Raw genomic sequence first — 13,006 nt, 5'->3', positions numbered from 1 at the left:
CTTGCCTCGTGGTAGGGGGCGTGAGGTACCTGCTCGGCGTTCCTGTCGTGATGATGGCCGGCGTGAATCGTGGAGCGCCAGCGGAGCGATTTGGGGCGGAACGGAGCGACGAAGGAGCGGAGCAGAAACGCGACCAACCATGTCCTGTCTCACTTCCCGAGTCTCAGTCCCACCCCTAAGGGTGTGGGGTGGGTAAGACTGGTGACCGTGGGGTGAGACTGCGGTGAGACTCATGAGACTTTCCGCTGAGCGACTGCGGACGAGGTAAGCGAGTGACGGGTCCCCGACTTGACCACGGTTCCGTCTGCTAGCAGCGCTCTTAAGCGCTTGTACACGGTCGATTTCGAGATCCTGGTTGCCGCGACTAGCTCCGGGCCGGTAAGGCCAGGAGTCTCACGCAGTGTTCTGACGATGAGACTGTCGGACTGAGACACCGAGGCAGGAGTCTCACCCTTTCGTGAGACACAGACGAGGGTGCTTCGCGCGTTCTCGGAGCTGCGCGGCATAGCGTCGTCGGACACCTGATGCTCGACGAGTTGGTAGCCATGTGAGCAGCCGGACGGGGCGTCCTTGTGCTTTTCGCAACGGACCGTGACAGCGAAGTCCTTGCCGTTGGTGATGCGCAGGTCGGACCAGACGCCGCCGTCCCATGCAGTGGCTCCCCGCGGCGTGCTGCCGGTTTTCCCGGTGTGATGGATGACGAGGACTGTTGCGTCGGTCGCTTCGCAAATCTGCTCGGCGGCCTCGACTGCCTTTGCCTGCTCGGTGTTGCTGTTCTCTTCCAAACCGATCGTGCATTTCGATCGGGTGTCGAGGATGACGAGCGCGGCGTGAAATTGTTGTGCGGCTTCGGCGGCTTCGGCAACGTCGGTGGACCGATTGCCGAGTTGGACGGGCACAGGCAGGACACGGAGAGTCGGTTCGAGTACGCGGGGGTCGATGCCGTGGTGTTCACACCACGCGAGGATTCGAGCACGCAGTCCTGCAGCGCCCTCAGCGGCGACGTAGATGACCCGCTCGGGTTCACCTGCCCTTTGCCCGTCGAGGTCTGTACCAGCCGCTACGGAGCAAGCAACGGCGATCGCGAGAAACGATTTGTAGCTGCCGGCAGGACCGGCTAGCTGGGCGAGCGTTCCGCGGTAGAGCAGCCCGCCGACGAGGGGCGTCGGTATGCGGAGTTCGCCGAGCGACGAGAGCGTCAGCAGGCGATCGGCCAAAGGCGCGCGCATGGAGCGTCGCGGGCCATGCTCAGAAGGGCCGCCGTCCTCGGCTACGGGTTCCTCGGGCAGCGGTACGTCGTGGGGGCCGCTGAGGTCGACGTCGGGCGCTTCGACGGTGGTTGTCACAGCCTCAGTGCTGGCTGTGGCGGCTTGTCGGCGATCGAGGACGTGCCGGGGCTCGTCGATCTTCCGGTCGTGGTGGTTGTCGAGGTTGGTGCGTTCGGCTCGTCGCATGTCGTCGACGAGGTTGCTGCGTGGCCGGCTGGGGCGCTGACGTTTCGCTGCGTGTGGGCTCATCGCTGGGGCCTCGTGCCGCGGATGGTCTGGCAGGCGCGGCAGACGCGGACAGTACGACCGTTGGAACGCTGGACTATGCGAGTGTTCTCGGCACTGTAGTGGTGGCCGTGGGCGCAGTGTGCGCGCCGGGCCACCGGATGCCGTCCGTTCTGGACGGTGAGCCTGCCGAGATCGACGCGTGTACCCCACCTCAGGTTCGTGAGCCGGTTGTCCTCGGCTCGCGAATTGCGGTGCAGTGCTTCGCGGCCGGGCGGGCATGGGCCGACGAACGCAGACAGGACAAGCCTGTGGACGCGGGCGCTGCGCTTGGTGTGGTCACGCCCGTAAAGGCTGACAACGAGGTGGCCTTTGCTGTCTCGGGCGGGTGAGATCAGTTGCCCGGTCCGGCGTGTCGCGTGTCCGATAGCGCTGACCATCGTGCGGTCGAGTGATCGGATGCGGCCGAGGTCCGATACCTCGTAGACGCCGACGTAGCCGGGGATTGCGCGCCATTCCTCGAACGCTGTCGGACGGATAGACTCGGCGATGCCTTTGTTGGAGGGGCGTTCGGGGGCCGGCAGTTGTTGCCGGCCTTCGTTATTGTTGGGCATCGCGTCACGCGTCCTCGATGCCGAGTTGCCGGCGGATGACCGCGGCCGGGATACGTCGGCGCCGGCCGACCTTGATCGACGGAATGTCGCCGCGCTCGACGTGCTCATAGGCCGTGATGCGGTTGATGCCGATCAGGTTCGCGTACTGGACCACTGAGATCGTCGGCTGATTGCGCACGGCCCACTCGGCGGTGCCGGTGTTGCCGAGCGAGGTGATCGCGCGGAGGGCAGTGTCGAGTGCGTCGACCGTCACGGGGTCGAGGCTGTCGGTGGGAACCTTCGCGATCGCGTCGAGTGCGTCAGCGAGGTCGATAGCTGGTTCGGCAGTTCTGGGCATGGCGGGGCGGTCCTCGGAAGGATCAGGTCGCCCGGCCCCTAGCCAGCTGCGAAAATTGGTGCCGCCGGTTCGGGCTCGGGTGACCTTTCGATCGCCCGGCTCCTCGCCTGCAGCGTTGAACGTTCCCGAATGTATCAGATCTCGGCGCTATGGTGTCGGCATGACGCGACGGGCCGAACCGATCACCAGGCGCACCGCGAAGAACGGTGCCGCGAGCTACACGTTCCAGGTCGACGTGGGAAGTAAACCCGACGGCGGTCGGCTGCGGCAGCGGTTCACCTATCGGACGATGGCCGAGGCGCGACGCGAATACCGGCGCATCGCAACTGAAGTCGCCGCCGGCACATACGTTGTGCGGCACGCGGTTACGGTCTCCGAGTTCCTGACCGGTTGGCTTGACGGTCGCCGCGACATTCGGCCGGTCACGCTGGCTGGCTACCGGCAGGCACTGAAACCGGTAATCGACCGGCTCGGCGGAATACAACTGCAGCAGCTCAGCAAGTCGCACGTCGACGACCTCGTGGCGTGGCGCACGGAATCGGGGCGGGTGCCGGCGCGTCGTCTGTCCGAACGGGCCGCGCAGATACTCGCGTTCGTCGCCGAACATGCCGATGGCGTGAGCTACGTGCAGGTCGAGGCCGAGTTCGGGGCGAACGCCGGCAAGTTCCTCGACCGGCTACGCGAGGGTGGGCACCTCGACCGGCCGGCGCGTGGCCGCTACATCGCTGTCGAGGTCGACGACGCCGAGCAGCCTGCTGGGGTGAGCGCGCGGACGGTCGTGACGATGCTCGTGCAGCTGTCGGCGGCGCTCGACGATGCGATGGCGCAAGGTCTCGTGGCGCGCAACGTCGCTCGGCTCGTCGAGCGACCCAAGATCGCATCGCGGGAGATGGCGACATGGACCCGAGAGCAGGCCGCACAGTTCCGGAGGCACGTCGAGTCGGATCGGCTCTATGCACTATGGCTGCTCACCTTGTGCGGGCTGCGGCGATCCGAGGTCCTGGGCCTGCGGTGGGATGCGATCGACTTCGACGCTGGCACCGTCGCGATCGTGTCGGGTCGGGTGATCGTGCCGGGTCAGGGCACCGTCGAGGGCGCCCCGAAGTCGGCGCGGTCTCGTCGGGTGCTGCCGGTGCCCGGTGACGTGATCGCCGCGCTCCGATCGTTCAAGGCGGCGCAGGCAGCCGAACGCCTGGTCATCGGTCCTGATTGGCGGGATACCGGGCTCGTCGCGGTCAACGGTGACGGGTCACGGATCCGGCCGGAAACGTACTCGGGTGAGTTCGTCCGGCAGGCCAAGGCTGCGTGTGTGCCGATGATCCGGTTGCACGATGTGCGGCACACTGCGGCGACGATGATGCTCGACTCGGGCAACACTTTGTCGGCGACGGCAAAGTGGCTCGGGCATGATCCCGGCATGACGTTGCGGGTGTACGGGCACGTCTACGACGACGCACTCGAATCGGCCGGCGCATCGCTGCTCGGGTCGCGGGCGGCGAGCGAGTGACCGGCGCACATCGGATCTGCGCTGGGCCAGCTATGCAGGGCCGAGACGTTCTGCCGAGATCGAGGGCCGTGTTGTGACGACCAGCCGCGATCCGGAGTCGGTGTCCTGCATCGAGCTTGGACCAACCAAATGGACGCAGCTTGAGCCGTACCTCGCCGAAATCAAGAAGCTAGAGGAAGAAGGGGTAGACGACGCCGCGCTTGCCTTTTTCGAGGCCCTCCTGGAGGACTCTGAGGAAGGTGCGATCGCACCCGGTGACTACAAAGCGCCATTGGGTACGACCACGATGTCGGTTGCTCCTGCCTGGATTGGCGAGTTCGGTCGGCAAGGGGCCCATCGGAAGGGTGAGGGCGGGCGTCGCGAGTACCGGCTGTACTTCGGTGAAGCACCACATGACGGTCGCTCCGCGGTTGCTGCGCTCTTTGCGTGGAAGACGGCACGTGAGATGAAGGAGCAGGCAAGGCACCAGACTCAATCGCATCGTCGCACACGTTCAAAAGCCCACGTGAAGCAGACAACGCAAATCGGGAAGGCGCAATCGATCGTGAAGCGATGGGCCACTCAGGAGTCCTGCACCTATCGTATCCTGCGAAGATAGGATTGGTGTTGCAGCAAGTGCAACACATATGAGAGGGTCCCGGTCATGTCTTCCGTCCGCAAGCGTGCGATCGCCAAGGCGAGCGTGCGAAACGAGTTCGCGCTTAAGCGAGCCTTGGTTGACGCACGAGAGGCGGCAGGGTTGAACCAGGCGCAACTCGCGAACCAGATGGGTGTCAACCGAAGCACGATCAGTCGGATGGAGCGAGTTGACAGCAACCCGCGTATCTCGGAGTTGATCGAGTACGCGATGCACGTCGGTGTGATCTTGAAGATGCGCGTTGTTCAACCCGACGTAGTGGAACCGCCCCAGCCGAGGACGTCATCGATCCGTTTCGACGCACGAGCTGTTCCCGAACAGAACGTCCTCGAACTCGGACGACTACGCCGCGCGAAACGTGTAAAGAGGGAATTTTCGGAGAGTGATCTACTCAAGGACGCTCTGTGAAAAAAAGGCCGCAGGGTGATGCGCTGCAGGTGCAGTTGATACATGTCGATCTACAGCGAATGTTGTGCGAACGTTTGGACGATGGCGATGACCCGTTGCCCACGTGGATGACCCAAACGACGGAAAGCAACGGAGTTGTGTCGGTCGAGTCCTTCGATGACGAATCGCATGTCGCGTGCTCGCTGTCGGTGTCGATGCAGAAGGACTTGGTCTGCGTCAACGTCAAATTGGTCGGCCTCTATCAAATCAATCCGGAGAGCAGCGTACTAACGTCCGGAGACACACTCTTCGAGCGAATCCCAGAGGATTACCAGCGAGGTCTCGCGCGGCAAGGTCTTGAAGACCTCTACCCGTTCGTCCGGCAGGCCGTCCACGAAGCATCCGTAAGGGTACGGCCAATCGCCGGAATCCTCTTGACGCCTCAGCCACCCGAACTCGGTACGCCTGTCCGGAACATCACCCCCCAGTGACTGCTTGGGAGCGATTTTCACCGGCCATTGGCACATTCTCGGCACACTGCGGGGATTCGCTGCTCTGCATAGCGGATCGAATTGGTGCCTGACCTGTACCTATAGGAGTGCGCGCAAAGGGATTCGAACCCCTGACCGCTGGTGTGTAAGACCAGAGCTCTACCGCTGAGCTATACGCGCGGACGGCCCGCACCCGCAAACCTGTCGGGTCGAACCAAGACATGAATGTAATGGGTCGTCCGGGCAACTCTCAAACCGCGGCGTCCGAGCTCGCGATCAGTTCGCCGCGATCAGAACCTTCTCCCACAATTCGGCCTCGCGCGCCTCCCCGGGGCCCAGCATGTCGGAGAACCTGATGACACCGTCACGGTCCACCAGGAACGTCGCCCGGTTGGCGTACCCGCTCGTGTCGTTGAAGACGCCGTAGGAGCGGGCGACGTCGCCGTGCGGCCAGAAGTCCGACAGGATCGGGAACAGGAAGCCCTGCGCAGATGACCACACCTTGTGTGTGGGCGGCGGCCCCACCGAGATCGCGACGGTCCGCAGATCGTCGTGCACGAACTGCGGTTGATGGTCCCGGATGTAGCCGAGTTCTCCCTGGCAGGTCCCGGTGAAGGCGAGCGGGAAGAACACGATCAGCACCTGACCCTCGTCGCGCAACCGCGACAGCGCGACACGCTGGTTGTTCTGGTCCCGGAGCTCGAAGTCGGGCGCGACGTCACCCACGGCCAGCGGCAACTGCGGCCGGCCCGACTCGGCGTCACTCATGTGCGCTTGCGGGATTTCGGCTGCACCAGCCGAGATCCGGACCAGCCCCCGAGGCTCATCACACTCGTCTGGGTGAGCCCGGCGGTCGGCGCGGACTCGGCGATCTCACTCGGATCGACGTGCCCATCCGTGCCCGTCTTCGGTGAGAACACCCAGACATATCCGTCGTCGGCCAGCGGTGAGATCGCATCCATCAACGCGTCCACCAGGTCGCCGTCGCCGTCGCGCCACCACAGCACGACCACGTCGATGACGTCATCGGCGTCCTCGTCGAGCATCTCTCCACCGATGAGGTCTTCGATCTCGGCCCGCAGGTCGTCGTCGGTGTCCTCGTCCCAACCGAGTTCCTGCACCATCATGCCGGACGTGAATCCGAGCTTGTGGGCGCTATTGCCCCCAGCGCTGCTGGACTCTGTGGCGGCTACCACCGCGTGCGACCTCCCTGCCGTTGGATTGTCTTTGCGAAAACGACTGTCAGCTTAGAGAACAGCCTAAATGCTCAGAGTGCAACCCGAACAGGGGGCAAGGCCAACGAGTCGTCACGGAGTCGGCGGTACGGACGACGACGGTGAGGGGGCCGAACTCGTCGCGCGCGGGTCCGGCGCCGGGGAGGCACCCGCCGTCGGCGGCAGGGGCAGGTACGACGAACAATTGGTGAGGACGGCCTGCTTGTCCCGGGTCCATTGCGCGGCAATCGGATTCAGGCCGGTGAGCTGACGCGCCGCGATGGCCGCACCGAGCCGCCCGGTGGAATCGAGGAAGCGATTGGCCGGGTCCGCGACGTCGGCCGGCGTCAACGGCGTGATCCGTTTGCGGATCAGGTCGGCTCCGGCGATCAGACTCGCGCGCGCCCGGTCATCCAGGTCGCCGACCCGGTCGTAGGCATGGACCGTGCTCAATCGGTCGACGAACGCGTTGTACCCACGCACCATCACCACCATCGACGACATCGCCTCCCGGCACAGCGCGACACCGTCCCGGCGGATAGACGAGGCGGCCGCCGCGGACACCTCCGAGCGATAGGCGGCCACCTCCCCGGGGGCGGCGCCGCCAGCGCCGTCGACCGTGCTCGCGCAGCCTGCGCTGATCGCGGCCAGAAGGCACAACAGCACCGCCGACGCCGCTGCGCGGACTCCGTCGGCACGCCTTCGCGCCACCCGTCTCCCCCTTGCGCCCCGCATCGTCCTCCTGACCCACGAGTAACAAACACCGAAACGCTACCGCAGGTCGCGGCGGGTGGCAGTAAGCTCGCCCACCCGGTGCCAACCGCAGTTACATGGGGCACGATGAAGGGGGGACGCCGCGGTCCCGACATCATGGGAGCGGCGCCCGTGTCATCGCACGCCGGACACCACCGTGTACCGGCCGACCGAGGGAGTAGGCATCACAGTGACCGAACAGGCAGAGCACACGACGGCCACCACCGATGGCAACGGCACCGGACCATCCGGCGCGACCAACGGTAGTGATCGCAATCGTGTCCGGGTGATCCGTGAGGGCGTGGCGTCGTACCTGCCCGACATCGATCCCGACGAGACCGGAGAGTGGCTCGAGTCCTTCGACAAACTGCTCGACCATGCCGGCCCCGCCCGCGCCCGGTACCTGATGCTCCGACTGCTCGAGCGTGCCGGCGAGAAGCGCGTCGCCATCCCGTCGCTGACCTCCACCGACTATGTGAACACCATTCCGACCGAGAACGAGCCGTGGTTCCCGGGCGATGAAGAGGTCGAGCGCCGTTTCCGCGCATTCATCCGCTGGAACGCCGCCATCATGGTGCACCGCGCCCAGCGCCCCGGCGTCGGCGTCGGTGGCCACATCTCCAGCTACGCGTCGTCCGCCGCGCTCTACGAGGTCGGCTTCAACCACTTCTTCCGCGGCCAGGATCATCCGGGCGGCGGCGACCAGATCTTCATCCAGGGCCACGTGGCCCCCGGCATCTACGCGCGCGCGTTCCTCGAGGGCCGCATCGACGAGCAGCGCATGGACGGCTTCCGTCAGGAACACAGCCATGCCGGCGAGGGTGGCGGCCTGCCGTCGTACCCGCATCCGCGGCTGATGCCGGACTTCTGGCAGTTCCCCACCGTGTCCATGGGCCTCGGTCCGATGAACGCGATCTATCAGGCGCGCTTCAATCACTACCTGACCGATCGCGGCATCAAGGACACGAGCGACCAGCACATCTGGGCGTTCCTCGGCGACGGTGAGATGGACGAGCCGGAGTCACGCGGTCTGGCCTCGGTCGCGGCGACCGAAGGTCTCGACAACCTGACGTTCGTCATCAACTGCAACCTGCAGCGTCTCGACGGCCCGGTCCGCGGCAACGGCAAGATCATCCAGGAACTCGAGTCGTTCTTCCGCGGTGCCGGCTGGAACGTCATCAAGGTCATCTGGGGCCGCGAGTGGGACGCGCTGTTCCACGCCGACCGCGACGGCGCGCTGGTCAACCTGATGAACACCACCCCCGACGGCGACTTCCAGACCTACAAGGCCAACGACGGCGCATTCGTACGCGAGCAGTTCTTCAATCGCGACCCCCGCACCAAGGAGCTCGTCAAGAACCTCTCGGACGCCGAGATCTGGAACCTCAAGCGCGGTGGCCACGACTACCGCAAGATCCATGCCGCCTATGCCGCGGCCATGGCGCACAAGGGCCAGCCGACGGTCATCCTGGCGCACACCATCAAGGGCTACACGCTGGGCAAGCACTTCGAGGGCCGCAACGCGACCCACCAGATGAAGAAGCTGACCCTCGACGACCTGAAGGCGTTCCGCGACAGCAACCGCATCCCGATCAGCGACGCGCAGCTCGAGGAGAACCCCTACCTGCCACCGTATTATCACCCCGGCGTGGACGCACCCGAGATCCAGTACATGCTCGATCGCCGCAAGAACCTCGGCGGTTTCCTGCCGGCGCGGCGCACCAAGGCGAAGGTGCTCAACCCCGATGTGAGCAAGTCCCTGAAGACCACCGCGAAGGGCTCGGGCAAACAGCAGGTCGCGACCACCATGGCGCTGGTGCGCGTGTTCAAGGATCTGTTGCGCGACAAGGAGATCGGCAAGCGGATCGTGCCGATCATCCCGGACGAGGCACGCACGTTCGGCATGGACTCGTGGTTCCCGACGCTCAAGATCTACAACCGCAACGGCCAGCTCTACACGTCGGTCGACGCCGAGTTGATGCTCGCCTACAAGGAGAGCTCCGAGGGTCAGATCCTGCACGAGGGCATCAACGAGGCGGGTTCGGCGGCGTCGTTCACCGCGGTGGGCACGTCCTATGCCACCCACGACGAGCCGATGATCCCGCTCTACATCTTCTATTCGATGTTCGGGTTCCAGCGCACCGGCGACAGCTTCTGGGCCGCCGCCGACCAGATGGCCCGCGGTTTCGTGATCGGCGCCACCGCGGGTCGCACCACGCTGACCGGTGAGGGCCTGCAGCACGCGGACGGGCATTCCCCGCTGCTCGCCGCGACCAATCCGGCTGTCGTGTCGTACGACCCCGCGTTCGCCTACGAACTCGGTCACATCGTCGCCGACGGACTCAAGCGCATGTACGGCGAGGATCCGGAGAACATCTACTACTACCTGACGGTCTACAACGAGCCGATCAGTCAGCCGGCGCAACCGGAGAACCTCGACGTCGCGGGCGTGCTGAAAGGCATCTACAAGTTCCGTCAGGCCGCCGACGACAAGCAGCTCTACGCCAACATCCTGGTCTCCGGCGTGACCATGCCGGATGCGCTGCGCGCGGCGGAGATCCTGGCCGACGAGTGGAACGTCGGTGCGAACGTGTACTCGGTGACGTCGTGGAGCGAACTCGCCCGCGACGGCATCCGGGCCGATCGTCTCGACGTCCGGGAGCCGACCGCCGGGCACCCGCGTCCGTACCTCACCGAGGTCCTCGCGGACACGATGGGTCCGACGATCGCGGTCAGCGACTACATGCGTGGCGTGCAGGAGCAGATCCGCGCCTATGTGCCGGGCAGCTATCTCACCCTGGGCACCGACGGATTCGGCTTCTCCGACACCCGACCCGCCGCGCGGCGAGTCTTCAACGTCGACGCCGAGTCGATCGTGGTCGCCGTGCTGGTCGGACTCGCGCGGGACGGGAACATCCCGTTCACCACGGCCGCGCAGGCCGCGGAGAAGTACCGGATCACCGACGTCGCCGCGGCGCCGGAGCAGACGAGCGACCCCGGCGTCTCCTGACGCCCGCAGCCGCCGTGCCGTGCGCCCATCTGCGGATGGGCGCACGGCACGTGGGCATAGATTGAGACGGTGAGCGATGCGCGCGTGAACCAAGAGCCACCGACCGCCGATGTGTTCGGCGCACGCGGAGCGCACGTGCCGGCCCCGGCGACGGTGCACGATGCCCTTCCCGACACGTTGCTCCGGCGGGTCAAGCAGTACAGCGGGCGCCTGGCCACCGAGGCCGTGCACTCGATGCAGGACCAGCTGCCGTACTTCGGCGACCTCGACGCCGCGCAACGCGCCAGTGTGCAGTTGGTGGTCCAGACGGCCGTGGTCAACTTCGTCGAGTGGATTCAGGATCCCGAGGGCAATGTCAAGTTCACCGTGCAGGCGTTCCAGGTCGTCCCGCAGGATCTGGCCCGGCGCATCACGCTGCTGCAGACCGTCGAGATGGTCCGCGTCGCGATGGAGTTCTTCGAGAAATGGCTCCCCCTGCTGGCCCGCAACGACGCGCAGCTGCGGGCGCTGACCGAATCCGTTCTGCGGTACGGACGAGAGATCGGGTTCGCGGCGGCATCCATCTATGCGTCGGCCGCCGAGTCCCGCGGCGCGTGGGACTCGCGGCTGGAGGCGCTCGTCGTCGACGCGGTGGTCCGCGGCGACACCGGGCCACAACTCCTCTCCCGCGCTGCCGCGCTCAACTGGGACTCCGACGCACCGGCGACGATCATCGTCGGGGCTCCCCCGCCCGAACAGAACGTGTCGGTGCCACTCGCCATCCACAACACCGCCAAGCAGTACGACCGATCCGCCCTCTCGGTGGTGCAGGGCAAGTTCCTGGTCGCCATCGTCAGCGGTCCGATCCGGCCGTCCGAACGGTTCGTCACCGAACTGCTCAAACATTTCGCGGAGGGACCGGTGGTGATCGGCCCGACGATGCCCAACCTCGGGAGTGCACACACCAGTTCCGACGAGGCGATGTCCGCGATCGCCGCGGTGGTGGGCTGGCCGAGCGCCCCTCGGCCGGTCCACAGCCTCGAACTCCTGCCCGAGAGAGCGCTCAACGGCGACACCGCTGCGATGGCCGCGCTCAACGAGACACTCGTCCGTCCGCTCGCCAAGGGGGCGCCACCCTGAGCGCCACCCTGGAGGCCTACCTCGACTCCGGGGGGTCGGTGGAAAGCTGCGCGCGCGTACTGTATATCCATCCAAATACAGTTCGGTACAGGCTGAAGAAAATTGCAGAAATCACAGGACGTGATCCAACTAACCCTCGTGACGCCTATGTCCTGAGGGTCGCGGCGACTGTGGGTCGATTGACACACTTGCAAAACGAATCGCACTCATGAGCCACATGAATCACATCAGCCACAGCCGCTTTTCGGTGTTTGCGCTGATCAACCTCACTAGGACACATTTTCATAACGCATCTCGGAGTGATGACGAACCAGGTACGGCTGAGATGAAGTTTGTGGGAAACCCACAAAAGCGCGCCATAAGGTTCATGGGCCTCAACACCCACACGGAGGCCTCGGACGGTGTTCTCTGGTCACGTGCTTTCGATGCTTGCGCCCGGCCAGGGCTCACAGACACCCGGGATGCTGACCACGTGGGCGGAACTCCCCGGGGCCCGCGACCAACTCGCGACGTGGTCGAAGCTGACCGGACTCGACCTCGAGCGGCTCGGTACGACGGCCACGGCGGAGGAGATCACCGACACCGCGGTGACCCAGCCCCTCGTCGTCGCGTCCGCGCTTCTCGCGTTCGACGAGCTGTCCAAGCGGTCGGCGCTGCCCGCCGACGCGATCGTCGCCGGCCACTCGGTCGGTGAACTCGCCGCCGCGGCCATCACCGGCGTGCTCAGCGCCGACGAGGCGGTCGGGCTGGCGGCCATCCGTGGTGCTGAGATGGCCAAGGCGTGCGCGATCGAGCCGACGGTCATGGCCGCCGTGCTCGGTGGCGACGAGGCCGCAGTACTCGCCCGCCTCGCCGAGCTCGATCTGATCCCCGCCAACCGCAACGCGGCCGGGCAGATCGTCGCGGCGGGTCAGGTTCATGCCATCGACGAACTGATCGCCAACCCACCGGAGAAGGCCCGGGTCCGCAAGCTCGCCGTCGCGGGCGCGTTCCACACGCGATTCATGGCCCCGGCCCAGGATGCGGTCGCCGCGGCCGCCGCGAAGATCACCCCCGGCGACCCGAATCGGACGCTCTTGTCCAATTCGGACGGCCGGCCTGTAACGAATGGCGCCGACGCACTGACAAAACTAGTGGGACAGGTGACGAAACCGGTTCGCTGGGATCTGTGCTCGGCATACATGCGCGAGCAGTCCACGGACGCCATCGTCGAGCTGCCGCCCGCCGGAACCTTGGTGGGCATCGCGAAGCGAGAGTTGAAGGGCACGCCCACCGTGGCATTGAAGACGCCCGACGACCTCGAAAAAATCACCGAACTTGGATAGCGGTCCGGCCTGAGGCCGTGACCCCCGGAAAACCGGATCAGACCGGTTGTCCAAGCACTCATGGGCGGGATGCCCGTGGGTGCTCCGGAGCACATTGGAGCTCAAACAAGAAGGGAACC

General features: G+C 65.5%; 12 protein-coding genes, 1 tRNA gene and 1 pseudogene. 7 read left to right on the top strand and 7 right to left on the bottom strand.

The window, feature by feature from the left end; translation table 11 throughout:
* Positions 1-230 precede the first annotated feature (230 nt).
* The 3 genes from D7316_RS00790 to D7316_RS00780 are packed head-to-tail and all read right to left on the bottom strand — an operon-like array spanning position 231 to position 2,444.
* Entirely contained in the window at positions 231-1,517 is a 1,287-nt protein-coding gene (locus D7316_RS00790) for an AAA family ATPase (RefSeq protein ID WP_164473706.1), read from the bottom strand.
* Positions 1,514-2,107, bottom strand: coding sequence for an NUMOD4 domain-containing protein (locus D7316_RS27695; protein ID WP_164473705.1), 594 nt, complete (start codon positions 2,105-2,107; stop codon positions 1,514-1,516). The genes D7316_RS00790 and D7316_RS27695 overlap by 4 nt, the downstream gene beginning before the upstream one ends.
* Positions 2,108-2,111: 4 nt before the next feature.
* Positions 2,112-2,444: an excisionase family DNA-binding protein gene (locus D7316_RS00780; protein ID WP_124706612.1), complete on the bottom strand. Its 333-nt coding sequence runs from the start codon at positions 2,442-2,444 to the stop codon at positions 2,112-2,114.
* A gap of 160 nt (positions 2,445-2,604) precedes the next feature.
* Between D7316_RS00780 and D7316_RS00775 the strand changes: the two genes are divergently transcribed.
* The 4 genes from D7316_RS00775 (at position 2,605) to D7316_RS00760 (ending at position 5,466) form a co-directional block, all read left to right on the top strand.
* Positions 2,605-3,951, top strand: coding sequence for a site-specific integrase (locus D7316_RS00775; protein ID WP_124706611.1), 1,347 nt, complete (start codon positions 2,605-2,607; stop codon positions 3,949-3,951).
* A gap of 73 nt (positions 3,952-4,024) precedes the next feature.
* Entirely contained in the window at positions 4,025-4,549 is a 525-nt protein-coding gene (locus D7316_RS00770; protein ID WP_124706610.1) for a hypothetical protein, read from the top strand.
* 45 nt (positions 4,550-4,594) lie between these two features.
* A complete protein-coding gene (locus tag D7316_RS00765) occupies positions 4,595-4,996 on the top strand; it encodes a helix-turn-helix transcriptional regulator (RefSeq protein ID WP_124706609.1) in 402 nt (133 codons plus the stop codon).
* Positions 4,993-5,466 carry a hypothetical protein gene (locus D7316_RS00760; RefSeq protein WP_124706608.1) on the top strand — a complete coding sequence of 158 codons (474 nt, stop codon included), beginning with the start codon at positions 4,993-4,995 and terminating at the stop codon, positions 5,464-5,466. The genes D7316_RS00765 and D7316_RS00760 overlap by 4 nt, the downstream gene beginning before the upstream one ends.
* Before the next feature lie 108 nt (positions 5,467-5,574).
* Here D7316_RS00760 and D7316_RS00755 read toward each other — a convergent pair.
* The 4 genes from D7316_RS00755 to D7316_RS00740 all read right to left on the bottom strand — a co-directional run bounded on the left by D7316_RS00755 (position 5,575) and on the right by D7316_RS00740 (position 7,391).
* Positions 5,575-5,646 (bottom strand) — tRNA-Val (locus tag D7316_RS00755).
* 96 nt (positions 5,647-5,742) lie between these two features.
* On the bottom strand, positions 5,743-6,234 hold the full coding sequence (locus tag D7316_RS00750; protein ID WP_124706607.1) for a peroxiredoxin: 492 nt from the start codon (positions 6,232-6,234) through the stop codon (positions 5,743-5,745).
* Positions 6,231-6,662, bottom strand: a complete 432-nt coding sequence (locus D7316_RS00745) for a DUF3052 domain-containing protein (RefSeq protein WP_124706606.1) — start codon at positions 6,660-6,662, stop codon at positions 6,231-6,233. The genes D7316_RS00750 and D7316_RS00745 overlap by 4 nt, the downstream gene beginning before the upstream one ends.
* A gap of 111 nt (positions 6,663-6,773) precedes the next feature.
* Positions 6,774-7,391, bottom strand: a complete 618-nt coding sequence (locus D7316_RS00740) for a hypothetical protein (protein ID WP_232016708.1) — start codon at positions 7,389-7,391, stop codon at positions 6,774-6,776.
* Positions 7,392-7,623: 232 nt separating this feature from the next.
* On the opposite strand from D7316_RS00740, the gene aceE reads away from it, so the two are divergent.
* The 3 genes and pseudogenes from aceE to D7316_RS00725 all read left to right on the top strand — a co-directional run bounded on the left by aceE (position 7,624) and on the right by D7316_RS00725 (position 12,887).
* Positions 7,624-10,443, top strand: coding sequence for a pyruvate dehydrogenase (acetyl-transferring), homodimeric type (aceE, locus tag D7316_RS00735; protein ID WP_232016707.1), 2,820 nt, complete (start codon positions 7,624-7,626; stop codon positions 10,441-10,443).
* 69 nt (positions 10,444-10,512) lie between these two features.
* Positions 10,513-11,774, top strand: a pseudogene (locus D7316_RS00730) (PucR family transcriptional regulator).
* 204 nt (positions 11,775-11,978) lie between these two features.
* Positions 11,979-12,887 (top strand): ACP S-malonyltransferase, encoded by a 909-nt coding sequence (locus D7316_RS00725; RefSeq protein WP_124706604.1) that lies wholly within the window; start codon positions 11,979-11,981, stop codon positions 12,885-12,887.
* Positions 12,888-13,006 lie beyond the last annotated feature (119 nt).

The organism is Gordonia insulae (assembly GCF_003855095.1).
GTDB lineage: Bacteria > Actinomycetota > Actinomycetes > Mycobacteriales > Mycobacteriaceae > Gordonia > Gordonia insulae.
This window is presented reverse-complemented; position numbering and strand designations above follow the sequence as displayed.

Coding starts and splice junctions, on each gene's coding strand:
- D7316_RS00790 (WP_164473706.1), bottom strand. CDS start 1,517: ATGAGCCCACACGCAGCGAAACGTCAGCGCCCCAGCCGGCCACGCAGC.
- D7316_RS27695 (WP_164473705.1), bottom strand. CDS start 2,107: ATGCCCAACAATAACGAAGGCCGGCAACAACTGCCGGCCCCCGAACGC.
- D7316_RS00780 (WP_124706612.1), bottom strand. CDS start 2,444: ATGCCCAGAACTGCCGAACCAGCTATCGACCTCGCTGACGCACTCGAC.
- D7316_RS00775 (WP_124706611.1), top strand. CDS start 2,605: ATGACGCGACGGGCCGAACCGATCACCAGGCGCACCGCGAAGAACGGT.
- D7316_RS00765 (WP_124706609.1), top strand. CDS start 4,595: ATGTCTTCCGTCCGCAAGCGTGCGATCGCCAAGGCGAGCGTGCGAAAC.
- D7316_RS00750 (WP_124706607.1), bottom strand. CDS start 6,234: ATGAGTGACGCCGAGTCGGGCCGGCCGCAGTTGCCGCTGGCCGTGGGT.